General features: G+C 71.1%; 23 protein-coding genes. 4 read left to right on the top strand and 19 right to left on the bottom strand.

Annotated features, from left to right (window positions below; genetic code table 11):
* The 3 genes from AB7F93_RS10065 to AB7F93_RS10055 all read left to right on the top strand — a co-directional run.
* The coding region (locus AB7F93_RS10065; protein WP_428302775.1) for a hypothetical protein at positions 1–200 on the top strand (200 nt) is incomplete at its 5' end.
* Between the two features lie 521 nt (positions 201–721).
* A complete protein-coding gene (locus AB7F93_RS10060) occupies positions 722–1,333 on the top strand; it encodes a hypothetical protein (RefSeq protein WP_428302774.1) in 612 nt (203 codons plus the stop codon).
* Positions 1,314–1,913, top strand: a complete 600-nt coding sequence (locus AB7F93_RS10055) for an RES family NAD+ phosphorylase (RefSeq protein ID WP_428302773.1) — start codon at positions 1,314–1,316, stop codon at positions 1,911–1,913. Before AB7F93_RS10060 ends, AB7F93_RS10055 begins: the two co-directional genes overlap by 20 nt.
* Before the next feature lie 322 nt (positions 1,914–2,235).
* Here AB7F93_RS10055 and AB7F93_RS10050 read toward each other — a convergent pair whose 3' ends face one another.
* The 9 genes from AB7F93_RS10050 to AB7F93_RS10010 all read right to left on the bottom strand — a co-directional run bounded on the left by AB7F93_RS10050 (position 2,236) and on the right by AB7F93_RS10010 (position 12,416).
* Positions 2,236–2,589, bottom strand: a complete 354-nt coding sequence (locus AB7F93_RS10050; protein ID WP_428302772.1) for a hypothetical protein — start codon at positions 2,587–2,589, stop codon at positions 2,236–2,238.
* A 78-nt stretch (positions 2,590–2,667) separates the two neighbouring features.
* Entirely contained in the window at positions 2,668–3,720 is a 1,053-nt protein-coding gene (locus tag AB7F93_RS10045; RefSeq protein WP_428302771.1) for an FAD:protein FMN transferase, read from the bottom strand.
* A gap of 2 nt (positions 3,721–3,722) precedes the next feature.
* Positions 3,723–6,485, bottom strand: a complete 2,763-nt coding sequence (locus tag AB7F93_RS10040) for a response regulator (RefSeq protein ID WP_428302770.1) — start codon at positions 6,483–6,485, stop codon at positions 3,723–3,725.
* A gap of 27 nt (positions 6,486–6,512) precedes the next feature.
* Positions 6,513–7,706, bottom strand: coding sequence for a ligand-binding sensor domain-containing protein (locus AB7F93_RS10035; protein ID WP_428302769.1), 1,194 nt, complete (start codon positions 7,704–7,706; stop codon positions 6,513–6,515).
* A 25-nt stretch (positions 7,707–7,731) separates the two neighbouring features.
* Positions 7,732–8,784: a ligand-binding sensor domain-containing protein gene (locus AB7F93_RS10030; protein WP_428302768.1), complete on the bottom strand. Its 1,053-nt coding sequence runs from the start codon at positions 8,782–8,784 to the stop codon at positions 7,732–7,734.
* Positions 8,781–9,077 (bottom strand): c-type cytochrome, encoded by a 297-nt coding sequence (locus tag AB7F93_RS10025; protein ID WP_428302767.1) that lies wholly within the window; start codon positions 9,075–9,077, stop codon positions 8,781–8,783. The genes AB7F93_RS10030 and AB7F93_RS10025 overlap by 4 nt, the downstream gene beginning before the upstream one ends.
* Positions 9,074–9,514: a tetratricopeptide repeat protein gene (locus tag AB7F93_RS10020; RefSeq protein WP_428302766.1), complete on the bottom strand. Its 441-nt coding sequence runs from the start codon at positions 9,512–9,514 to the stop codon at positions 9,074–9,076. The genes AB7F93_RS10025 and AB7F93_RS10020 overlap by 4 nt, the downstream gene beginning before the upstream one ends.
* A gap of 71 nt (positions 9,515–9,585) precedes the next feature.
* Entirely contained in the window at positions 9,586–10,974 is a 1,389-nt protein-coding gene (locus tag AB7F93_RS10015) for a sigma-54-dependent transcriptional regulator (protein ID WP_428302765.1), read from the bottom strand.
* Between the two features lie 5 nt (positions 10,975–10,979).
* Complete coding sequence (locus AB7F93_RS10010) at positions 10,980–12,416, bottom strand: histidine kinase dimerization/phospho-acceptor domain-containing protein (RefSeq protein ID WP_428302764.1); 1,437 nt, start codon at positions 12,414–12,416, stop codon at positions 10,980–10,982.
* 50 nt (positions 12,417–12,466) lie between these two features.
* Here AB7F93_RS10010 and AB7F93_RS10005 point away from each other — a divergent pair, with 50 nt between their 5' ends.
* Positions 12,467–12,994 carry a tetratricopeptide repeat protein gene (locus AB7F93_RS10005; RefSeq protein ID WP_428302763.1) on the top strand — a complete coding sequence of 176 codons (528 nt, stop codon included), beginning with the start codon at positions 12,467–12,469 and terminating at the stop codon, positions 12,992–12,994.
* A gap of 7 nt (positions 12,995–13,001) precedes the next feature.
* On the opposite strand, the gene AB7F93_RS10000 is transcribed toward AB7F93_RS10005, so the two are convergent.
* The 10 genes from AB7F93_RS10000 to AB7F93_RS09955 are packed head-to-tail and all read right to left on the bottom strand — an operon-like array spanning position 13,002 to position 22,069.
* Complete coding sequence (locus tag AB7F93_RS10000; protein ID WP_428302762.1) at positions 13,002–13,583, bottom strand: Tll0287-like domain-containing protein; 582 nt, start codon at positions 13,581–13,583, stop codon at positions 13,002–13,004.
* Positions 13,580–14,272: a tetratricopeptide repeat protein gene (locus tag AB7F93_RS09995; RefSeq protein WP_428302761.1), complete on the bottom strand. Its 693-nt coding sequence runs from the start codon at positions 14,270–14,272 to the stop codon at positions 13,580–13,582. Before AB7F93_RS09995 ends, AB7F93_RS10000 begins: the two co-directional genes overlap by 4 nt.
* Complete coding sequence (locus AB7F93_RS09990; protein WP_428302760.1) at positions 14,269–14,826, bottom strand: tetratricopeptide repeat protein; 558 nt, start codon at positions 14,824–14,826, stop codon at positions 14,269–14,271. The genes AB7F93_RS09995 and AB7F93_RS09990 overlap by 4 nt, the downstream gene beginning before the upstream one ends.
* Positions 14,823–15,578, bottom strand: coding sequence for a cytochrome c biogenesis protein CcsA (gene ccsA / locus AB7F93_RS09985; protein WP_428302759.1), 756 nt, complete (start codon positions 15,576–15,578; stop codon positions 14,823–14,825). The genes AB7F93_RS09990 and ccsA overlap by 4 nt, the downstream gene beginning before the upstream one ends.
* Positions 15,571–16,572, bottom strand: a complete 1,002-nt coding sequence (locus AB7F93_RS09980) for a cytochrome c biogenesis protein ResB (RefSeq protein ID WP_428302758.1) — start codon at positions 16,570–16,572, stop codon at positions 15,571–15,573. The genes ccsA and AB7F93_RS09980 overlap by 8 nt, the downstream gene beginning before the upstream one ends.
* Complete coding sequence (locus AB7F93_RS09975) at positions 16,569–19,166, bottom strand: cytochrome c3 family protein (RefSeq protein ID WP_428302757.1); 2,598 nt, start codon at positions 19,164–19,166, stop codon at positions 16,569–16,571. Before AB7F93_RS09975 ends, AB7F93_RS09980 begins: the two co-directional genes overlap by 4 nt.
* Positions 19,166–20,224, bottom strand: coding sequence for a 6-bladed beta-propeller (locus AB7F93_RS09970; RefSeq protein ID WP_428302756.1), 1,059 nt, complete (start codon positions 20,222–20,224; stop codon positions 19,166–19,168). The genes AB7F93_RS09975 and AB7F93_RS09970 overlap by 1 nt, the downstream gene beginning before the upstream one ends.
* Entirely contained in the window at positions 20,221–21,159 is a 939-nt protein-coding gene (locus AB7F93_RS09965; RefSeq protein ID WP_428302755.1) for a hypothetical protein, read from the bottom strand. The genes AB7F93_RS09970 and AB7F93_RS09965 overlap by 4 nt, the downstream gene beginning before the upstream one ends.
* Entirely contained in the window at positions 21,156–21,542 is a 387-nt protein-coding gene (locus AB7F93_RS09960) for a c(7)-type cytochrome triheme domain-containing protein (RefSeq protein WP_428302754.1), read from the bottom strand. The genes AB7F93_RS09965 and AB7F93_RS09960 overlap by 4 nt, the downstream gene beginning before the upstream one ends.
* Positions 21,539–22,069 (bottom strand): c(7)-type cytochrome triheme domain-containing protein, encoded by a 531-nt coding sequence (locus AB7F93_RS09955; RefSeq protein WP_428302753.1) that lies wholly within the window; start codon positions 22,067–22,069, stop codon positions 21,539–21,541. Before AB7F93_RS09955 ends, AB7F93_RS09960 begins: the two co-directional genes overlap by 4 nt.
* Positions 22,070–22,072: the final 3 nt, after the last annotated feature.

The following is a 22,072-nucleotide window of genomic DNA, read 5'->3' as shown; positions in this document are numbered from 1 at the left end:
AAACGGTGCCCCCGTTCCCACCAGCGCCGAAGAAGAGAAACGGGCCAGTCCCCGGTGAGGACTGGCCCGTCGATGAGAGTGGCGCGGCTGGCAGGATTCGAACCCACGACCCCTTGGTTCGTAGTTTCTGCCACACCGCTAAGTTATTGATTTTTCAGGGGTTGATGCCGTCCGTTCCGATCCATTTCGCCCTGTTCTGAACTGTGTTGCACAGGAAAGTCACCCAAAAGTCACCCGGACAAATCGCGTGGATCTGAAGTCTGTCAGTAGGGTTGCCACACATGCCAAGTCGCTGCCGCTGCCGCACTCCTTCGCAATACGGTGTGCGCTCGGCCGTACGCCAAGTGCCGATGATTGGCAGCAATGCAGCCACAGCGCATCGATCCTGATCATTCCTTCAACGCCGTGACGACCAGTTCGCGCAGCCAGACGGCGCACGAGGTAGCCTGCGTCGAGGGCCAGCGTACGCACAGTTGCGTGCCGCCGCGGATGAGCCCGACGCATCGGCGGCGGCCATCGCCCTGGCACATGGCCTGAGGCATAGGTGCTTTCAAGAGGCCTGCCCTCGAAGGCTTGCACCGCCAGACTCGTGCTCGTCTGGGCCTCTGCCTGAACCCGGTGCTTCTTCAGGCTGAACCACAGCGTCGCCTGCCAGCCGCCTGCGGTACTTTCTGCATTTTCCGCATTTGCTTCGTTGTCGGTCCTTGCTTAGAATCCACGTATGAGCACAGATCTCAGCACCCCTGTACTGCTGCGCCGGATCGCGCAGCTCGAAGCCACCGTTGGACGCCTCAGCGAAGACCTTGGCAGCCTTCGCCTGGCGGTGACCAAACAAGGGTTGCCTGCGCCCAGGACGCGGGGTGTGCGTGCGCGGGCCGCGCCTGCCAACGTGTCCACGACAAGCACCCAACAAGGAAAGGCCGGTGGCCTCGCTGGTGCTACCGCACGCGGCGAGGCAGCGCGGGTCCAGTGGGTCAAGGATGGCCTCGTCGTGCCTGGCGAGCAACTCGCACAAGCCTGGGGACTTACGCGTCAGGCCTTGGCGCCGGCCGCAGACAGGGGCGAAGTCTTCGCAGTGAAGATCGGCAACCGGCTGTACTACCCACAGGCGTTCATGGGCATGGACCGCGAGACCGTGGCCACCGTCTGCCGTGCACTTGGTGATCTCAGCTCCAGCGAGAAGCTGATGTTCTGGCTGCGCGACCACGGTGCCCTGGCAGGCAAGAGCGTCGCGGTCGCCTTGGAGGCGGGAACTCCTGTGTCTAAGGTCGAGCGGCTGGCTTCCGCCTGGGCGCGCGAGCGGGGAGCCGCGCGTGTCGCTGCGGCTGCCTGAGTCCGGAACTTTCGAGGACCTGCTTAGGCCGGTCAGGATCGAAGTGGCGTCGCTCGTGCGGCTGAGCCGGCATCCGGCCACCGAGCCGTACTGGTCGGCTGGCGTCTATCGCTTCGATGATCCAGATCCCGGCCGTGCAGGCGCGTTCGGGACCTGCTACACCGCCAGCAACATCGAGGTGGCCTTCGCGGAAAGTGTCATCCATGAATCCGGACGGTTCGTCGGCGGCACCTACGAGGTGTCCGCCGCAGAGCTGACCGAGCGATCGGTCGTGCGGTTTGCCTGTGCCCAGCGCAAGACACTGGTGCTAGCTGACCTGACCGGTGCGGCGCTCAAGGCCCTGGGCCTGAACAACGACATCAGCGCATCCGCCGACTACACGGCGAGCCAGGCTTGGGCACGTGCGATCCACGGTGCGAGTCCGCGCTGGGATGGAATCCGGTACGTGTCACGGCAGATGAACAAGGGGTTCGCCTACGCCATCTTCGAGCGCAGTGGACTGCGCAAACGGCGCGCCGAGAAGCTCAAGGCGCGGCAGGTGGATGACCTCTGCGATCGCTTCAACGTCACCGCGGTCTGACGGCGCCGCGGCCCGAACCCAAGGTCGGCAACCTGATGTACACCGGCCGTTCGTCGGCGAAGACCGGGCGGCTCCAGACGACCCAAAGGAGCCCGTCGCGGTCTTCTGGCCGACCGGCAGGTGCACCCAGCAAGCTGCCGGTCGGTCAAGATGGTGGGAACTCGGTGTTCGTACGCGGGAGCCTTCGCGAGCGAGCGCCATGCCCCACTGAGCGCAATGCCTGACGGCTGACATTGGCTCCGGCCAGGGAGCGGCCGTGGGGAATTGCGCAGTACCGGTGGATCAAAGCGCGCAGGCACCCGGGCGGAAGCTCGGCAGTTGGTCAGCGCCCGGCGTGCAGGCGTCCCACTCGCCAAGGCGTCACGCTGACGCTGCAACCCGGGCTGCGGTAGCAGATCGTCGCGCGCGCGAGTCGATCGACGAATTCCATGTCCGTGGGCGGGCTCCACAGCTCAACCACGTAGCGACGGCCGGGGTCGAGGGGAAAGGCGGTGCCGTTGACGACCGCCGAAGCGGCCGGCGAGGGACCTTCGTCGGCTACCCGTTCGGCGCCGGCGATGCAGACGAGCCGTACGGCGTCCTCCGACAAGGCGCAGGACCAATGCGTTCCGGCAACGGCGTGGCTGTTCAAGGTGGCCGCAGCAAGGAACGCGGCAAGGGCGAGGGCTCGAGGCATGGCGTCTCCCGACGCCATCGTTTCGGCATTCTGCGACCGGCCTTGAGGGCCGCGCGCGTGACCGGGGCCACGCCGGTGTCAGATGATGCGCAGTGCGCGCCGCCACGCGCCGCTTGGCGCCTCGAGCCGGGCGGCCAGGCGCGCGTGCGCGGCGGCACGGCCATGGCGATCGATCACCAGCACCTGCTGCAGACCCAGGCGCTGCGCCAGCGCCTGCCATCGCAACGGGCCGGCAGCCAGCAGTGCGGTCGCGGCGGCATCGGCCATCCCCGCCGACGGATGGACCACCGTGACGCTGGCCAGGCCCGCGGCCGGCCGCGCGCTCACCGGGTCGATGACATGGCTGGCCACCTCCCCGTCGACCTCGCGAAAGCGCTCGTAGGTACCTGACGTGACCACGGCCTCGCGGCCACGGCTGCGCACTGCCGCGACCAGCCCGGGACCGAAGGGATCCCGGATGCCGATGCGCCACGGGCCGTCGGCACCCTGCCCGCTGACGGCGAGGTTCCCGCCCAGGTCGAGCAGCGCATCGCAGATGCCGGCGGCCTGCAAGCCGTCCAGCGCCTCGTCGACGGCCGTGCCCTTGGCATAGCCGCCGAGGTCGACCTGCAAGGCCGGGTGGCGGCCGATGATGTGGCCGGCGCGGAACTCGGCATGCAGCAGTCCGGGCGGCGCCTGGCGCCAACGCCTCAGCAGCGCCGCGCGCGGCGCTGGACCTGGCCGAAGTTCATCGGCGTGAAAGCCCCAGGCACCGACGACACCGCCGAGTCCGACATTGAACATGCCGCCGGATGCCGCTTCGATCTGCTGTGCACTTTGCAGGACGCCGTACAGGTCCGCCGGCACGACGGCGGGCCGGCCGGCGCGCAGCGCCGCGTTCAAGTCACCGAGCAGGCCGGGCTTCCAGGCATTCCACTGTTCGTGCAGATGGCGCAGCCGCTGCCACAGCCGAAGCGCCACCGGCGCCGCCAGCGGCACATGCCCGGGCACGAGCAGGGTGCAGGGAGCGCCGAACAGGCTCAGGTGCTGGCGCTGCAGACCTTCGGCCCAGGCGGCCATCGGCAGCAGTGCGGCGCCGGCGGCACCGAGCAGCTCGCGTCGCGACACCCCCGCCCTGTCGCCGAGCGCCATGTTCAATGCCGCAGCCGCAGGGCCAGCAGCGCCGCCTGCACACGTTCGCGCTCGCGGCCGATCTCGCCCACCAGCGGCGGCACGCCGTCGAGCCGGCCCTGCCGCGCCAGCCCCTCGACTTCGACGCACAGCGCCGACAGCCGCCGAGCGCCGATGTTCTCGCTCACCGAGAGGAATCGATGCGCCAGCGCGCGCAGCCGCACCGTGTCGGCCGCATCGGCGGCCTGCGCGAGCGCGGCCTGGTGCCCGGGAGAATCGGCGACGAACAGGTCGATCAGCTCGCGCACCAGGCTCGGCTGAGCCTCGTCCTGCATCGCGTGCAGCTGCTCGAGCCGGGCCGGGTCGACCACCATGTCCGCATTGAACCCGACACCGCGCGGCGCGGCCGGCAGGCCGACCTGCAGCAGCGCGGCAGCCAGCTCGTCGATCTCGATCGGCTTGGCCACGTAGCCGTCCATGCCGGCGGCGAGGTAGGCCTCGCGATCGCCGGGCATGGCGTTGGCCGTCATGGCGATGACATGCGGCCGGCCGCCGGCACCCCGCCTCTGTGCGATCCAGCGCGCCGCCTGCACCCCGTCCATTTCAGGCATCTGGATGTCCATCAGCACCACGTCGTATTGCTGGCGCTCCACCGCGTCGATCACCTCCAGGCCATTGGCCGCCAGATCGGCGCGGTAGCCCAGGCGCTGCAGCAGGCGCAACGCGACGCGCTGGTTGATCACGTGGTCTTCGGCCACCAGGACACGCAGCGGGAGCTTGCGCGCCAGTGCCACGGGCTCGGGCGCCGCTGGTACCGGAGCTGGGGGCGGCAGCGGCCGGCGCGGCCCCTGCAGCACAGCGACCAGCGTGGCGAACAACTGGCCCGCCTTGATCGGCTTGGCCAGCACGCCGGCCAGCGCGGCGCTTTCGTGCGCCGGCAGCGCGGCACGCTGGCCCAGCGACGTGAGCATCACGATCGGCAGCTCGTCCGGGCTGCGCCGGCGGCGGATCTCCACCGCCAGCGCCAGACCGTCGGTGCCGGGCATGCTCATGTCGAGCAGCGCGACGTCGTAGCACTCGCCGTGGCGCACGCGGTCCAGCGCCTCGAGCGCCGATGGCAGTGTCGAGGGCAGCATCCCCCAGCGCAGCGCGAGGCGCGTGAGGATGCGCCGGTTGCTCAGGTTGTCGTCGACGATCAGCACCCGTTTGCCGGCCAGCGCCGGCACGTCACGTTGCAGGAACTCGGCCGCCACCGCCGCGGGTGCGAGCGCGGCCGCGAAGCTGGCGTGGAACACCGAGCCCACGCCCGGCTCGCTCTCGACGCTGACCGTGCCGCCCATCAGCTCCGCGAGGCGCCGGCTGATCGCGAGTCCCAGGCCGGTGCCACCGTACTTGCGCGTCGTCGACGCGTCCACCTGGCTGAAGGACTGGAACAGGCGCGGCAGGTGTTCTGCGGCGATGCCGATGCCCGAGTCCTTCACCGCGACGTGCACGCGCGCGCGGCCGTCGGCAAGTGGCTCGCTGTCCACCGTGACGAACACCTCGCCCTGGTGGGTGAACTTGACGGCGTTGGACAGCAGGTTGACGACGATCTGCCGCACGCGCGTCGCATCGCCGACCAGCGCCTCCGGTGTGCCGTCCTCGATCAGGTAGGCCAGGTTGAGCTGTTTCTCCTGCGCGCGCGGCGTCACCAGGTCGAGCGACTCCTCGACGCAGCGGCGCAGGTCGAAGCTCTGCTGCTCGATCTCGAGCTTGCCGACGTCGGCCTTCGAGTAGTCGAGGATGTCGTTGATGATTTCCAGCAGGGTCTCGCCGCTGTTGCGGATGGTCTGCGTGAAGTCGCGCTGGTCCTCGGACATCGGCGTGTCCAGCAGCAGCGTCGTCATGCCGATCACTGCGTTCAGCGGCGTGCGGATCTCGTGGCTCATGTTGGCCAGGAACAGGCTCTTGGCGCGTACCGCCGCCTCGGCCTCGGACTTGGCCTGTTCGAGCGCGAGCGCCTGGCGCTGGCTCTCGGTCACGTCGGTCACGGTGGCGAGGAAGCCGCTGAGCCGGCCTGCCTCGTCGCGGCTGGCCACGGCGTTGCCCATCACCCAGGTCTCGGCGCCGTCGGGCCGCAGGAAGCGGTAGCGCAGGCCGAAGGCGGGCGGGCCGTCGATCGCCGCCGCCCAGGCCTGCTGCACGCGCGCCCGGTCCGCCGGGTGGATGGCGCACAGCCAGCCGCCGCCGCGCGCCTCGTCGCCCGGCATGCCGGCCATCACAGACCAGCGGTCGTTGACGTACTGGCACTGGCCCTGCAGGTCGGTCTGGAAGATGCCCACCGGCGCCGCCTCGGCCAGGCCGCGGAAACGTGCCTCGCTGCGCGCCAGGGCCAGCTGGGCGCACCGCGCCTCGCTGACGTCGCGCAGGATGGCGGTGAAGTAGACCTCGCCGTCGAGTTCGACATGGGCGATCGAGGCTTCGGCGTCGAACAGCGTGCCGTCGGCGCGCAGGCCGTGGATCTCGCCACGTTCTCCCATGCGCCGTGCCAGGCGCGGCGAGGCCGCGAAGCACTGCAGGTGCTCGGCGTGGCGCGCCCGGGCCGCCTCCGGCAACAGCAGCGCCAGCGGCCGGCCGAGCACGGCCGAGGCGGACTGGCCGAAGATGCGCTCCGCCCCCTCGTTGAACAGCACCACGCGCTGCTCGCGATCGGCCACGATCACCGCGTCGTCGGCGATCGCCAGCAGCCGTGCGAGCAGCGCACCGAGATCCTTCGGCTCGAGGTCGTGCAGCAGCGAGGCGTTCATGCGGGCGCGTGGTGTGGCCGCAGCGCGTCAGGAAGGCCGGAGCTTCGCCACTCCGCCGAAGCTGCCGATCCAGCGCGTGCCGTCGGGGGTGGTGGCCATCGAGAACACGGCATTGCCGAACAGGCCGTCGTGCGTGGTCAGCACCTCGAAGCGGCCGTCCTTCAGCTTGGCCAGGCCGTTGTTGGTGCCGATCCACAGCAGCCCCTGCGGGTCGATGTGCAGCATGAAGACATGATTGCCCGGCAGCCCTTCGGTGACGGTGTACTGCGTCCAGGCCTTGCCGTCGAAACGCGACAGCCCGCCGCCCCAGGTGCCGGCCCAGACCACGCCCTGCGCGTCGACCGCCAGCGAGACGATGTAGTTCGGGTTGTAGGCCACGTCGACATCGGCGAGCCCCATCTCCTGCTTCTGCTTCGCGTGGTGCTCGCTGACCTTGGCCGGGTCGTTCTTGAAGGCGATCTGATCCTTCACCTTGGCGTACGGTGCGCCCAGGCCGTCGGCGTGTTTCCAGTGCTGCCAGCGGCCGTCATGAAAGCGCGAGAGCCCGCCTTCGGTCGCGAGCCAGATCTCGCCCTTCGGCCCCTCGGCCAGGCCGTAGACCCAATCATTGGGAAGGCCGCCCTTGGTGCTGTCGACGGTGTGCAGTTCCCACTTCGAGCGGTCGTCGAGGTCGCCGCCGCGCACGCGGTTGACACCCGACCAGGTAGCGATCCAGACGTCGCCGCTCTTCGCTTTCAACACGTCGTAGACGAAGGCATCACCCAGGCCCTCGGGGATGTTGTAGGTCCTGAGCTGCTGGGTCGCCGGGTCGAGCAGCGCGAGGCCGCCGCCGTAGGTGCCCAGCACGATGCGCTCGCCGAGCTTGCCGACGTGGAAGACGCCGTTGGACAGCAGGCCGCTGCCGGTGTCGTAGAGCTTGTACTCGTCGGTGCGCGTGTCGTAGCGCACCGCGCCGCCGGAGGTGCCGACCCAGACCACGTCGCCGTCGACGAAGATGCGCTTGACGTTCTTGTTGCCGACGCGGAAGTGCGTGAACTTCTGCGTCGCGTCGGCGCCGACCTTGCCTTCGCGCTGCGGGCCGCCAGCAGCACTCGCGCCGGCGGAGATCGGCGTTGCGGCGGCCGGCGGCTCGGCCTGCTGTCGGCCGAGCTGGTAAGCCGCCGCCAGCGCCGCGCCGAGCGCGATGAGGCCGAGTCCGGCGAGCTTGAACGGAAGGGCCATGAGCCTGCCTTTCGATGCCATGAGGTCAGCGCGCGATGCGCACCACGCCTTTGCGCGTGCCGGCCCATACCGAGCCGCCAGGCGCGACGGCGAGCGCGTAGACATTGCGCTCGAGCAGCCCGTCCTTCACCGCGAACGTCTGCCAGGCCTTGCCGTCCCAGCGCGAGACGCCCTGGTTGGTGCCGAACCAGAGCGCGCCTTCGTCGTCCTGCGCGATGCTGTAGACGATGTTGCCGGCCAGGCCGTCGGCCACCGTCAGGTTGGTCCAGGCCCTGCCGTCCCAGCGCGCCGCGCCGCCGCCCCAGGTGCCGGCCCAGACCGAACCGTCGCGCGCCGCGAGAATGGCGAAGACGTAGTTCGGGTTGTAGGTGCCCGGGCCGTCAGCGCCGACCGTGAGGTCGTGGCGGGAGCGTGTACCCAGACCCGTATTGGTCGAGAACGGCAGCTGGTCGCTGTTCGGCGCACCCAGGCCGTCCTTGTGTGTCCAGGAAGTCCAGCGCTTGCCGTCGTACAGCGTGACGCCCCCTTCGGTGCCGAACCAGACGCGGTCGCGCGCATCGACGGCGATGCCGTAGACCCACTCGTTGACCAGTTCCTTCACGTAGGTGCTGAACCTGCCGGTGCGGCCGTCGACCTTGTTGACGCCGGCCCAGGTGCCGATCCAGAAGTCGCCGTTCTTCTGCTGCGCGAACGAGTAGATCCAGTAGTCCGCCAGGCCGTGCATCGGGAAGAAGGTCTTCCACTGCCCGTCCTTGTAGCGCGAGGCGCCGCCGGCATTGGTGCCGAACCACTTGTGACCCTGCCGGTCGATGCCGATCGCGAACACGTACTCGTTGGCCAGGCCCTCCTTGCGCGTGAAGGTGCTGCGCAGCTTGCCGCCGGCCAGCTCGACTTCGTGCACGCCGGCCGAGGTGCCGACCCACAGCGCGCCGCGCGACGCCTCCACCGTCAGCGCACGGACGTAGACCGCGGGGCCGACCTCGTAGCTGTCCTGCACGCGCCAGGCGCGCTGGGCGCCGGCACTGCCGCCCACCACGCAGAGCAACGCGGCGAGCCCGAGGCGATGCAGCAGGGTCATCGCAAGGTTCGCAGGTGCGCCACGATGTCCAGGATCTCCCGGTCGCGCAGCAGGCCTTGGTAGGCGGGCATCGCGCCGCGTCCGGCACGGATCGCCGCGAGCAGGGTCGGGTCGGGCTTGAGCAGCGCGCCGGGCCGCGCGAAGTCGGGTGCCGTCGGCATCACCGGCCGGCCGTCACCACCATGGCAGCCGGCACAGTGGCGGCGGTACAGGTCGGCGCCCTGCATCACATCGGCCGCCAGCCCGGCCGGCGAGAGCGCCGCCAGTCCCAGCGCAAGCAGTCCCGCCTTCATCGCTGCTGCGGCGCCGATGCCGCACCGGGACGCGCCAGCTGTTCCAGCGCCTGCCTCGCCCCCGCATGCCCCTGTGCCGCCGCCTTCGAGAGCTGCTCGAGAGCCGCCTTCTCATCTTTGGCAATGCCGCGCCCGGTCAGCAGCAGGTTCGCCAGGCCGGCCTGGCCTTCGGGGTCGCCCTGTTCCGCGGCCTGGCGGTACAGCAGCGCCGCCTCCTCGGGGTAGTCGCCGCGGTCGAGGATGAACGCCAGCAGCACCTGCGAGGGCGCATGGCCGGCCCGAGCCGCGGGCCGCAGCGCGGCCATCGCGCCGACGATGTCGCCGCGCTGGTAGGCCTGCAGCCCGCGGCGGTGGTCGTCGGCCGGGGCCGCGGCCGCGAGCGCGGCGGCACAGCATGCCGTGGCCGCTGCCATCGCCCATCGCCCGACCTTGCGCATGCACCACCTCCCTGCGGCTTACGACGCGCGCTTCTGCGAATTCCGTGCCACGCGCCGTATTGCCGCAACGTTCAGGCGGCTGCCGGCGGTGGTGGCTCGCCCGGGTACTCCTCGAGCTTGCGGTACAGGCTCGACAGACCGATGCCCAGCCGCTGCGCCGCGAGCCGGCGGTCGCCGCCGGCATCCTCGATCGTGCGCAGGATCAGCGAGAGCTCGAAGCGCCGCACCCGTTCACGCAGGCTCATGTCGCCACCGGCGCCCGCGGCGGGCACCGACGGCACGGCCGCGCGCGACACCTCGGGGGGCAGGTCCACCGCGCGGATGCAGCCACCGTCGGCGAGGATGGCCGCGCGGTGCAGCACGTTTTCGAGCTGGCGCACGTTGCCCGGCCAGGAGAACGCGACCAGCATGTCCTCGGCTTCGGGGTCGATCGTCAGCGCCTGGCGTGTTCCGGAGGGCTGGCCACGCCCTGTCATCAGGTGGCGCAGCAGTGCCGGGATATCGGCGCGGCGCTCGCGCAGCGGCGGCATCGGGAGCTGGAACACGCTGAGACGAAAGAACAGGTCCTCGCGGAAGCGGCCCTGCGCCACCATCGCCGGAAGGTCACGGTTCGTCGCGGCGATGATGCGCACGTCGATGCGGCGGCTCTGCTCGGCGCCGAGCGGCCGCACCTCGCGCGCCTCCAGCACGTGCAGCAGCTTGGTCTGCAGCGGCAGCGGCAGTTCGCCGATCTCGTCGAGGAAGATCGTGCCGCGGTCGGCCTGCACGAACAGGCCCTTGCGCGGCCGGTCGGCACCCGTGAAGGCGCCTTTGGTATGGCCGAACAGCTCGCTCTCGATCAGGTTCTCGGGGATGGCACCGCAGTTCACGCTGACGAAGGGCCCGTCGCGCCGCGCCGAGAGTTCGTGCAGGCGGCGCGCCGTGACGCCCTTGCCGGTGCCGCTCTCGCCGCTGATGAGCACGGTGCTGTCGGTCGGTGCGACGCGGCCGACCAGTCGCTCCACCGCCTGCATCGCCGGCGACGTGAACGCAAACGGCGCGGCTGCCGGCCCCATCACCAGGCGGCGCAGCGCGCGGTTCTCCTCGCGCAGGCCGCGCATCGCGTCGATCTGCTCGAGCCGGTGCAGGATCTCCTCGTTGCGGACCGGCTTGGTGATGTAGTCCCAGGCGCCGGCCTTGATGGCCTCGATGGCCGAATCGACGGAAGCGAAGGCGGTGACGATGATGAAGGTCGACGCGTGGCCGCGCGCGCGCGCCTGCTTGAGCAGTTCGATGCCGTCGGTGACCGGCATGAAGATGTCGCTGAGCACGACGTCGACATGGCCGGCATCGAGCTTGACCAGCGCCTCGGACGCGGAGGCGGCACTGTCCACCGCATAGCCCGCCTTGCCGATCGCCGAGCTCAGCACCTGCCGGATGGCCGGCTCGTCGTCGACGACCAGCACATTGAGGTCCGGCATCGCGTTCATTCCTTCCGGTCGATCCCTTCGATCGGCAGACTCAATTGGACGCGCAGCACCGGCCCGGCGTCTTGAGCAAGAACAAGCCGGCCACCCAGCGGCTCGATCAGCGCGCGGCCGAGCAGCGCATCGCGCTGCCGTTCGTCGTGCCAGGGTTCGACGGCCGCGGGCAGGCGCAGGATGACCTGGACCTGCGTCGCGTCGCCGCAGGTGCTCAGCGAGGCGACTGCCCCGCAGCCCTCGCGGACCAGCGCTTCGCAGCCGATCGCGAGCCAATGCATCAACACCTGCTGCACCGCATCGGCCGAGGTGCGCACGGCGGGCAACTGCGGATCGAGCTCGAGGTCGATGCGGACATTCCGGTAGCGCTTGTCGTAGCCGTTGAGCTGCACCACGCGCCGCACCAGTGCATTCAGGTCGACCCAGTCGGTCGCCGGGGAGTACGGCGCCGCGGCCTCGGCCAGCACGCGCGCGGCCTGCGCAGCGCGCTGCGCCTGCTCGAGGATGGTGGTGGCTGCGGCGGCGGTCGCGGCGGCATCGGGCGCCAAGCGCAGCGACTGGGCCACGCCACTGATCACTGCCAGCGGGTTGTTGACCTCGTGGGCGACGCCCGCGGCCAGCGCGCCGACCGACCGCATCTTCTCGGCGTGCGAGCGGCGCTCGCCGTCCAGCTCGATCTGCCGTTCGCGTTCGTCCAGGTCCACGGCCATGCGGTTGACCGCGTGCATCAACCGGCCGAGCTCGTCGTCGCGCCGCACCGGCAGCACCACGCCACGTTCGCCGCGCACGATGCCCCGCGCGTGCGCCTCCAGCGTGCCGATGTCGCGCGCGAGGCGACCGAAGAACCACGCGGCCAGCGTGCCGAACAGCAAGAAGCCCGCGACGGCCAGTACCAGCGACTCGAGCGTGATGCGGTCGTACTGGCGCTGGTAGCCGCTGGTGAGCGCCTGGATCTGCACGCCGAGCGTGGCACGGCGGGCCTCCAGCGCCTCGGCCGTGCGGTGCAGCGTCTCGCGCATGTCGATCCAGTTGGCGCGCACTGGCGCCGCGCGCAGGCCCTCGTAACTGCGCTGCACGGAACGCTGCAGCAGCGCATAGGCCGGGTCGAACTCGTCGAGTGCCGCGAACAGCCGCGTACAGGTCTCCATGTAGAGCACGATCTCCTGCGGCAGCGGCGGGTCGCCGCCGGAGGCGGCGCTGCTCAGTTCGGCCACGTCGATCACGGCGCCGCCGACGGCGGCCTCGGCCAGCGCGAGCGCCTTGTCGTGGCGCTGCAGCTGTTCCAGGGCATGGATGCTGTCGAGGATGTTGGTGCGTTCGTGCGACACGTACAGCGCCGACCCGAGCAGATAGGCCAGCAGCGCCAGCGCCGCCAGCCAGCCGCGCGCGCGCAGCGAACGGCGTGCCGGCAGCGGAGGCAGGTCGGTCGTCGATTCACCCATGGCCGGGAACGGCGATTGCATTGTCGGCCAGTGCCGCCTGGAGACCGCCGATGCCTCGCCGCCGCTTGATGTTCGCCATCGCCTTCCTGTCCTTGCCGGTATTCTCGGTGCAGGCCGACCCGCTGCAAGACGGCATCACCGCGCTGCAGCGCAAGGATTACCCGCAGGCAGTGCGGCTGCTCGAGCCTCTGGCCCGCGGCGGCAACCCCATCGCCCAGCTGCGCCTCGGGCTGCTCTACTACCACGGCCACGGCGTGCGCGAGAGCGATGCGCATGCGCTGCAGTGGTTCGAGCGCGCCGCGCGCCAGGGGCTGGCCGACGCGCAGTTCCAGGTAGGCAACATGTATGCCTACGGCCTCGTGGAGCTGAGTGGCGATGCCGATCCGGCGCGCGTTGCCGCGCAGTGGTACTTCGAGGCCGCGCGACAGGGCCACGCCGAGGCGCAGTACAGCCTGGGCATCCTGTTCCTGACCGGCAGCGGCGTCGTGCAGGATGCGGCCGAGGCCGCGCGCTGGATCGAACGCGCGGCCGCGCTAGGCCATGCCGACGCAGCGGCCTATCTGCAAGGCAAGCGCTAGAGCTGCGCTAGAGCGGCTTCTTGTAGGTCACCGCGCCGCGGACGCGGCCAAGCACGAGGCCGGTGGCCTTGTCGTGCGGGTAGTCGTGAGTGAGCTGCTGGCGAATCGGTGCGGAGATTTGCTCGGTGGGCCCGTGGCAGTGCATGCAGGGCGCGACCATCGGCAGCGCCTTCATGTAGCGCAGGAAGCGGCCGCTCGGTTCGTTGACGATCTCGGCATGCTCGAGCACGTCGGCCTTCTCGCCGCGCGCGACGCGCTCGTCGAAATCCATCAGCACCTTCTGCTCCCAGGCGTCCCCCCAGCCCAGCGAGGGGTTGCGCGGCGTCAGGCTGACGCGCGTGACCCTTGCGCCGTACTTGCGCGAGATGGCCGAGGCGATCTCCGGCACGGTGTACTTGCAGACCACGATCGCGCGCAGCGGCCCGCTGGCGTCGATGGCCTTGAGCAGCTCGCTGCGCACGTTGGTGACCAGTTCGGTCGAGGCCTTGCGCGCATCCTCCAACGCGGCCTTGGGGATCTCGTCGGCGGCGAGGGCGCCGCCGGCGACCATGAACGGAACCAGCAGCCGGGCGATGCAGTGCAGCTTCATGGGCGGCGATTGTCGGCCTTCTCCAGGCGTTGTGCCTCATGCAAGCTTCCCGCCACCGAGCGTGCCATCGGCGAGCCCGGCGGCAGCACGGCGATCGCGCGTGTCCAGTAGCCGCAGGCGCCCGCATAGTCGTGTGCCTCGAAGGCAGCGCTGCCGGCCAGCGCCAGCGCCTTCGGGTGGCGCGGGTCCGCATCGAGCGCCTGCTGAACCAGGCGCACAGGCCCGCCGCCCAGGCGCCGGCCCTGGGCGGCGGCCAGCGCGTCGGCCTGGTCGGCCAGCACCCCGGCGTCGCCCGGCAGCAGCTCGGCTGCGCGCCCATAGGCGGTGACGGCATCGCGGTAGCGGCCGAGTGCGGTGTACGAGCGCGCCAGCATGACCCAGCCGCGTGCATCGTGCGGCTCGCGCTTCAGCCGCTCGACCAGTCCGGTGGCCAGGCGGCGGATGCGCTCCGGCGTGACACCCTCGCGCATCGTCTCCGCCGCGTCCGGCCGCACGAGCGGCTGCAGCACTTCGGGATGGCCCAGCCACAGGTAGCCCGCGGCGCTTACCAGCGGCAGGCCGAGCGCAATGGCCAGGCTGAGGCGCCAGGGACGCGGCGCGCCCGGCTCGGTGGCGGCCCACAGCGGCGGCAGCACCAGCAGCAGAGCGCCGGCGACGAACAGCGCGGCCACGGTCCAGAACACCGTCACGGCCGGCGCTCCCGTTCGCGGGAATCCGTTCCCGCCTCCGGGAATCGTTTCCGGCTCGACTCCCACTCCCACAGCGCGGCTCGCGCGCGGCGCAGATGCGTCTCGTCGGCACCGCGCGCGCGGTGCAGGAAGCTGCGCATCGCGCCGATCGCGAGATCGGTGTCGCCCAGGGCTTCATGCGCGAGCGCGGCGCCGTAGTAGGCGTTGGCCTGCTCGGGGCGCAGTACCGTCGCGGACTCGAAGAAGTCGCGCGCCGCCGCATGGCGCTTCAGACCGAGCAGCGCGAAGCCCATGTTGACGTGCGCTTCGGGCAGCCGCGGCGCGAGCTCGAGCACGCGGTGCAGAGCCGTCACCGCATGCTCGTACTGCTTCGCGTGCAGCATCAGCGCCGCCTGCTCGAAGCGCTCGCGCAACTCGTCGCGCGGCGCAGCGGCGGCGGGCACCCCGTGCACGGGGGACATCGCCTGGAACAGCGCGCCGCCCGCCAGCACCAGCGCCAGTGTCAGCAAGGCACCGAGGCGACGCCGGTCGCGGCGCAGCGGGTCGTGCTTCACAAGGCCCCCTGATGCGGTGCGGTGGAGATGAACGGCACGCCGAAGAAGGTCAGGAAGGCCAGCACGAACACGCCGGCCAGCCATGCCGCGTGACGGCGCGGCGTGGGCCGCAGCGCCGCGCGCGCATGCAGCGCCGTGACCAGCGCGAGCCAGCTCGCGAAGGCCCAGCTCTCCAGCGGATCCCAGGCCCACCAGCGGCCCCAGGCGTCCTGTGCCCACACGGCGCCGACGATCAGCATCAGCGAGTCGAAGACCAGGGCGAAGGCGGCGAAGCGGTGCGCGAGTTCGTCGCTGCGCGCGGCGTCGGCGTGCCACCATGAACGCGCGCCGAGCGCGACCGCGACGAGCAGCAGCCCGAGGTAGACCTTGCCGACCAGCGCATGGATGTAGAGCAGCGGCGTGGCATAGGTCGACGGCAGATGCCCCGGCGACGCGTCGGCCAGCAGCAGCCAGGCGCCGAGCACCACGAGCACCGGCAGAGCCGCGCCGAGCACCGCGCGCACCTCGCGCAGCGCCCAGGCCGCGAGCACGAGCACGAGGCTGAGGCTCCACAGGTTGCTGCTGAGTATCTCGTGCATCGTCGTGAACGGCCCGTGGCCGAGCGCGGCCCAGCGCGTCGCGAGGGACCCCGTGTGCAGCAGCACGGCGAGCGCGAGCAGCGGGAACGCGGCGACGGCCGCGCGGCGCAGACACAGCGCGCCGGCGCCGCCGTAGGCCGCGAGGGCGAGCCACAGCAACAGCGACTCAGGCATGACCCCGCCCTTCGGCCAGCGGCAGACGCTGAGGCAGCGCAGCTGGCCGGAACTTCAGCGTGTAGTGCCACGCGAGCGACAGGGTGGCGACGAGCGCGGCGGCGAGCAGCCAGGGCAGCGTCGGGTCGTGGTGCACGCGATAGCCCATCCACGTGCGCAGGCCCGCGTACACCAGGGTACCGCCAGGCAGCACGATGGACTGCCCAGGCTGCAGTTCCGCGCGCCGCTCGCCGATGCGCAGCACGAGGTGGTGTTCCCCGGGCAGGCGGAAACGCGCAGGGGCGTCCGTGGCGATCAGCGTCTCGTCGAACTCCAGCTTCACCCACGCCGTGCGGCCATCGGGCAGCGTCCACTCCACGTGCTGGCGCAGTTCGTTGGCCGGATAACTCGGCAGGTGCACCGCGCCGGTCACTGCGTCGCCGCGCTCGGGCACCCAGCGCAGCAGCGGCGCGAAGCCCTTGTTCGGGCTGGTGTAAATGCGATGGCCGGCGAGGCGCAGCGGCCGGTGGTCGCCGATTACCGCGTGCTGTTCGGTGCCGCGCTCGTCCTGCCAGACGACGAGGTTGTGCGTCGCGCCGCGCTTGCGGCCCGGTGCGTAGTCGATCTCGAAGCCCTCGTGGCGGAACTGCAGGCGCTGCAGGTCGTCGCCGTGCCATGCGCCGCGGCGCGCGTCGAGCAGCGTGCCGTCGAAGGGCACGCCCTGCGTCAGCTCGAAGCGACCTTCCAGCGACACGAGCCGCCCGAGCCCGGCGAGCAGGACCAGCGCGAGCAGCGCGAGGTGCACGATCAGCAGAGGCAGCTGCCGGCGCAGCGCGGGATGCACGACGAGCGCGGCGAGCAGATTGATGCCGAGACCGGCGAAGGCGAACCCGAGCATCACGGCCCAGCCCGCACCGATGACGCGGCCGGCCAGCACGACCGCGCCGAGTAAGGCGAACCACGCCAGCGTGGCGCGCAGCGAGCCGAAGTGGGCGAGCAACGAATGTGTCTTCATGGCGGGTTGCTGCAGACGTCCCTCATCCAGTCGCGGCCATTGGTCGCGTTGTTGCCGTTCGCGCCGAAGCTCGTCGCCGAGTTCGCCGAGCCGCAGTTGGTGTCGACCCAGCTTCCGCTGGTCGCGAAGCTGCGCACCTTCAGCTTCGCGTTCAGGTAGTAGGGCTCCTGGTTGAAGGCCTGGCCGGAGGCGTTCATGCGCCATTCCTCGTTGCCGGCGCGGCCCGCCTCGGGGCCGACGTCGTTCAGGTTCACGAGCAGCGCCTTGTTCTTCCAGCCGTGCGGTACCGCGACGTGGCACCAGTTGCAGCGGATGCGCTCGATCTTGTCGGTGTGGAAGGCGTGCAGGTTGCCGCGGTCGCTGTTGAAGAAGCCGGTCGTGCCGCTGCCGTTGCGGTTCGCGTAGGTGGCCGGGTTGTGGCACTTGAAGCACAGGCCGTTGGCGTTCGGGCCGTTGTCGCCGCGGTTGTCGGCGCCGACGTTCGTGTTCCACAGTCCCTTGAGCAGGAAGGCGTTCTGCGAGCCGTGCGGCCCCCAGGGCGAGCCGTTCTCGCCGCCCACCGGCATGACGCTGTTGTCAGCCGTGTTCGAGCCGTGGCAGTCGCTGCAGTACATGGTCTGCGTGCCGACCGCGTTGCCCCAGGGCGCGCGGAAGGCGTTCGCCCCGGCGCCGCTGCGCCCGGTCGGCCCCATCACCGGGTGCCAGGCGCGATGGTTGTTGGTGCCGAAGTTCGAGCCCGCGCCGCTGTTCGGCTTGGTGCCCTCGCCCTGGTGGCTGGCCGGCGCCTGGAACTCCCTGGCCTGGTTGGTGTAGACGGTCAGGTTGTTGGTGCCGGGCGCCGTGCCGCCCGTGCGGCCGAGCGCGGGCCGGTTGCCGGACGGGTAGAGGTTGTTGTCGGCATAGCCGTAGTCCGAGTGGCACTTCAGGCAGACCTGGTACTCGCGTGTGACGTAGGTCGCCGCGGCCGAGGTATCGGCACTCGCACCAGGGTCGCCGCGCTTGACGGTGTAGCTGCTGGGCAGGCTCTGGAACGAGGTCGAGCCGTACACGGGCTCCACGCCCCAGGTGCCGCGCAGCACGCCGGAGGCAAGGTTGGTGTGGGTATAGCCGGCAGTCTCGTCGTGCCGGTGCGTGCCGGCCGCATCGGGCGTGCCGGCCAGGCCGCCGGCGCCGCCGGTGAAGCTGCGGAACTTCACGACGCGGTGCGGGTTGTGGCAGTCGGTGCACTCGGCATGGCGTTGCGCGAGCGTGGCGCGCGGCTCGAGGAAATCGGCGCCGCAGCGGTTTGCCGCGCCGCTGCAGTCCAGCCCCAGTTCGCTGAAGTTCGACGCGATGTCGTGCACCTCCTCGGTGGTGCCGCCCTGCTCGGCCGTCGTGATGGGCATGCGCACGGCGAGGTTGAAGTCGGTCTCGACGTTGGGCACCTGTGCCGTGCTCGCCAGCACGGATTGCGCGCCGGTCGTGTGGCACTGGTAGCAGGTCTTCTCCAGCGCCGGATTGCCGCCCTGTTTGGCCGCGAGCGGGTTGCCCGGCGGCAGCGGCGCATCGGTGCCTTCGCGCGTGAGGCGGCGTGCGCCCTGCACGGTGTGCGTGTCGTGGCAGTTGAGGCACGCCGCTTTCCACACCGGCAGCGCGGTGGGGAACTCGCGCAGGCTGGCCGCCGCGGCGAGGTAGGTCTCGTCGGCGACCTCGGGCCGTGCGTGGGCCGAGAAGGACCAGACGCCGAAGCCGCCGTTCTTGTCGTGGCAGGCCACGCAGACGGTGTCGGTCTGCACGTTGTGCGCCGGTGTCGGCATCGCCTCCTGGAAGCGCTGCGCGCGCAGGAACTTCTGGTTGCCCTTGCCCGCATCGAGCTCGCGCAGGTGCGGATCGTGGCAGGTGGCGCATTGCACCTGGCCGGCGCCGTTCTTGCCGGTGGGCTCGAGCGGCAACAGCGGCTTCTGCCCGGGTGAGCGCAGGCCGATCACCGTGCCGCTGCCGGGCGGCCAGCGCTGCGCGGCATCGACCGCGCGCAGTTCGCCGTCACGTACTGCCAGCGCGCTGCTGTAGGTCAGCGAGATCGGGTGGTCGTTGCGCAGGTCGGTGCCGAGGTAGCGCGTGAAGCCGCTCGTGCTGCCTTCGCCCTCCGGCATCGTGCCGCCGGGGCCGGTGCCCGTCATCGGGATCGTCGCGTTCTGGTTGCCGTTCAGCACGTTGACGTTGCCCAGCGCGAGCGTGCCGTCGTGGCACGAGAGGCAGAGCTTCGAGCTGCCGCCCGGCTGCGCGTTCAAACCATCGGTGATCGACTGCGCATCGAGCGTCGACGAGGTGTAGGGCGTGTAGGTGGCGCCGGTCGGCACGCGCCGGTTCCACAGCGGTGCGCGCAGCGCGGTGCCGCCCTGGTCCTGCTGCGCGGCACCGTGCGGCGTATGGCAGAACACGCAGACCTCGCTGGTGCCACCGGCCGCAGCGGCCTTGGTCGTCCCGGGGCCGTCGACGGACAGGTTGTGCTTCGTGCCCTTGACGTCGGCGATGCGCTGCGCCTCGGCGCCGCGCACGAGCAGCGCACCGGCGAGCACGGCGACCAGCGCGAGCGGGAGGGCGAAGGCGCGCATCAGCCTCCCCCGAGGAACTGAAACAAGACGATGCGGCCGTTGAACATGTCGGCCACGTGCACGCGGTTCTTCGCATCGACCCAGACGCCGGCCGGGAGGTAGAAGCGCCCGGTCGCGGTGCCGGTGCCGCCGATCGGCAGCAGGAACTCGCCCTGCGCAGAGAACACCAGCAGGCTGTCGTAGTAGGACTCGACGACGTAGACGTTGCCCTCGCCATCCACGGCCACGCCCTTGGGACGCACCAGGTTGCCGACGTACAGGCCGCGCTGGCCGATGCGGCGCACCCGGCCGTCGGCATCGAAGGCCTGCACGCGGTGGTTCAGCGTGTCGGTGACGTACAGCGTGCCCTGCGAGAACGCGAGGTGGGTCGGGTAGTTGAACTCGCCCTCGGCCTCACCGCGCCGGCCGATCACCTGCAGCAGCGCCCCCGCGTCGTCGAACACCTTGATGTCGTGCGCCGTGGTGTCCGCGACGTAGAGGCGGCCGCCGGCCGCATCGCGCGCCAGGCCGGTCGGGCGCAGCAGCCGGCCGCGGCCGATCAGCCCGTGCGGCTGCCCGGCCGCATCGAGCCGGACCACTGCGCCGAGCTCGGCGTCGGCCACGTACAGCCCGCCATCCGGCGCGAGCGCGAGGCCGCTGGGCGCGACGAAGCGCAGCGCGCCATCGGCCTGCTCCCACACCTGCAACTCGCCGGCCGCCGCGTCGAACACGAACACCGCCTGGCGGCTCGCGTCGCTGACGTAGAGCCGGCCGCGTTCGTCGCCGACCACCGACGTGGGCCGCTGCAGCACGATGGGTGCGCGGCCGCGGCCGTCCAGGCCGACGAGCCAGCGGCCGAAGGTTTCGAGTGCACTCGTGGCCGCCTCGTCGCGGCGGAAGTTGGGCTCGCCGGTGAGCGTGCCGGTGTAGGCGAAGCGCGGCACCTCGGGCGGCTGCGGCCAGAGCAGGCGCTGGCCTTCGGGCGCATCGGCAAGGCCCAGGTGCAGGCGACCGCGCACGATGCCGTCGTTCGCGCAGCCGGCGAGCAGCAGCGCCAGCACGGCGAGCCGCGCCCTCACCGCAACCCCCCGCCACGCAGCGTGAGGAGCTGCACCTGGCCGAGCCCGCGGTCGGCGACCGCGAGCACCCGTTCGTCGACCGCGATGCCGTCGATCTGCTGCACGCGCAGCGCCGCGGCATCGAGCGTGAGCGGCGCCTCGCCGTCGTGCAGCACGTGCAGCGCCGGCCCCGCCGCATCGGCGACGAAGACGCGCTCGAAGCGGTCGACGGCCAGCGCGAGCGGCTGCTTCAGCGTGCCCTCGCCGAGGCTCGCCAGCACGCGGCCGTCACGCGCGACGCGGTGGACACGCGCTGCGGCCCGGTCGAGCAGGTAGACCGCCTCGCGGCCGACGGCAATGGCGTCGGTGCCGGTGACACGCTGCCCGGCACGCGAGGGCAGCACGGTCGGCACGATCGCCCCGGCACTGCGCAGCTCGGCCCACTGCGCCAGGCCCGCGTCGGCGACGATCAGCGTCGCGCCGCTGTCGGCAAGCGCCATCGTCCCGGGTGTCGGCGTGCCGGCACGGAAGGTCTGCAGCAGCCGGCCGTCGCGCGCGAAGCGCAGCACCTGGCGGGCGGCGACGTCGAGCACCCAGGCCGACAGGTCGGGGCCGATCGCGAGCGCAGTGCCCGGCCCGACCGGCGCGCCGGCGATCGCGCTGACGCTCTGCAGGCCGAGGTCCGCGCGCCAGAGGCGGCCGCTGGCGAGGTCCGCGACCAGCAGGTCGTTGCCGCGCAGCGCGATGGCCGCCGGGGCGATCCACTTGACGAAGGCGCCGCTGCCGGGCCGTGCGGGCAGCCCGAAGGCCGGTGTCGGCGGCGCGAGGAAACCGCCGATCACACTGCGCCAGGGCGTGGCGAATTCGGCCGGTTCGGCCGCGGGAATGCCGGCCGGCTCGCTTGCGCAGCCCGTGGCGGCCAGCCCGGCCGCCGCGAGGAGGCGACGACGGCTCACCATCGCCCCGGCCCCGAGGTCTGCGCGCCGCCGACGATGCCCGAGGGCAGTCCCGGCAGGCCGGTGTGGCACAGCTCGCAGCGGTCCGGCCCCCAGGCGATCTGGCCGTTGTGGCACATGCCGCAGAAGCGACCGTCGATGATGTCGTCCATCAGCACGTCGTTCGCGCCGGCGCGCATCCTGAAGCCGAGTTCGGCGTGGCAGACCTTGCAACGGAAGCGAATGCGGTGGAACCAGTGCGGGAACACCACCGGCCGCACGCCGTTGGCCTCGGAGCGCTTGTTCAGCACCACGTCGCCGTACTCGGCGAACGGCGCGGCGGCCGGCACCAGCCCAAGCGCCAGTGCCGCGGCGAGCTTGACCAGCACCAGGCCTGTCCTCATGGCGCGGTCCCCCGGCGCAGCGAGGCATTGGGCACGCTGTGACAGCGGTTGCACTCGGTCAGCGGGAAGGAGACGGCGCCGTGGCACAGCCCGCACTGCTCGCCGTTCAGGATGGCGGTCATGCTGAACCGGTTCGCGCCGGCCTTGTCCTTGAACGGCACCGGGTGGCAGTTGCTGCAGTCCAGCCACAGCGTGTGCGCGCGGTGCGGAAACTTCACCGCCGGCATCGAGCCGAACTTGGAGATGATCAGGTCCTGGTCGAGCACGCGCACCGGCGTGTTTCCGAGCAGCGTGCTGCGCGGCGCGATCGCACCGGTCTCCAGCGCCTGCACCCAGCGCACGCCGTTGCCGGCGGTGTCGCGCGGCAGGGGCGCCAGCGCCTCGGCCGGCTGCTGCAGCAGCGCGAGGCCCGGCGCCTTGGGGTCGTGCACGCCGTCCCTGTCGAGCGGCAGCCAGGGCAGCGGCGCGGCGCTGGCCGCGGCGACCAGCAGCACCGTGATCGAAGCAGCGCGTCGTGGCCACGGCACGCA

It is taken from the genome of Immundisolibacter sp. (assembly GCF_050250495.1).
Classification (GTDB): domain Bacteria; phylum Pseudomonadota; class Gammaproteobacteria; order Immundisolibacterales; family Immundisolibacteraceae; genus Immundisolibacter.
The sequence above is the reverse complement of the archived record's forward strand: the minus strand, read 5'-3'. Positions and strand labels throughout refer to the sequence as shown.

Coding starts and splice junctions, on each gene's coding strand:
- AB7F93_RS10010 (WP_428302764.1), bottom strand. CDS start 12,416: ATGGGTGAATCGACGACCGACCTGCCTCCGCTGCCGGCACGCCGTTCG.
- AB7F93_RS10050 (WP_428302772.1), bottom strand. CDS start 2,589: ATGCCTCGAGCCCTCGCCCTTGCCGCGTTCCTTGCTGCGGCCACCTTG.
- AB7F93_RS10045 (WP_428302771.1), bottom strand. CDS start 3,720: ATGGCGCTCGGCGACAGGGCGGGGGTGTCGCGACGCGAGCTGCTCGGT.
- AB7F93_RS10060 (WP_428302774.1), top strand. CDS start 722: ATGAGCACAGATCTCAGCACCCCTGTACTGCTGCGCCGGATCGCGCAG.
- AB7F93_RS10040 (WP_428302770.1), bottom strand. CDS start 6,485: ATGAACGCCTCGCTGCTGCACGACCTCGAGCCGAAGGATCTCGGTGCG.
- AB7F93_RS10030 (WP_428302768.1), bottom strand. CDS start 8,784: ATGACCCTGCTGCATCGCCTCGGGCTCGCCGCGTTGCTCTGCGTGGTG.
- AB7F93_RS09980 (WP_428302758.1), bottom strand. CDS start 16,572: ATGAAGACACATTCGTTGCTCGCCCACTTCGGCTCGCTGCGCGCCACG.
- AB7F93_RS10025 (WP_428302767.1), bottom strand. CDS start 9,077: ATGAAGGCGGGACTGCTTGCGCTGGGACTGGCGGCGCTCTCGCCGGCC.
- AB7F93_RS10020 (WP_428302766.1), bottom strand. CDS start 9,514: ATGCGCAAGGTCGGGCGATGGGCGATGGCAGCGGCCACGGCATGCTGT.
- ccsA (WP_428302759.1), bottom strand. CDS start 15,578: ATGCCTGAGTCGCTGTTGCTGTGGCTCGCCCTCGCGGCCTACGGCGGC.
- AB7F93_RS10000 (WP_428302762.1), bottom strand. CDS start 13,583: ATGAAGCTGCACTGCATCGCCCGGCTGCTGGTTCCGTTCATGGTCGCC.
- AB7F93_RS10035 (WP_428302769.1), bottom strand. CDS start 7,706: ATGGCCCTTCCGTTCAAGCTCGCCGGACTCGGCCTCATCGCGCTCGGC.
- AB7F93_RS09975 (WP_428302757.1), bottom strand. CDS start 19,166: ATGCGCGCCTTCGCCCTCCCGCTCGCGCTGGTCGCCGTGCTCGCCGGT.
- AB7F93_RS10015 (WP_428302765.1), bottom strand. CDS start 10,974: ATGCCGGACCTCAATGTGCTGGTCGTCGACGACGAGCCGGCCATCCGG.
- AB7F93_RS10005 (WP_428302763.1), top strand. CDS start 12,467: ATGCCTCGCCGCCGCTTGATGTTCGCCATCGCCTTCCTGTCCTTGCCG.
- AB7F93_RS09960 (WP_428302754.1), bottom strand. CDS start 21,542: ATGAGGACAGGCCTGGTGCTGGTCAAGCTCGCCGCGGCACTGGCGCTT.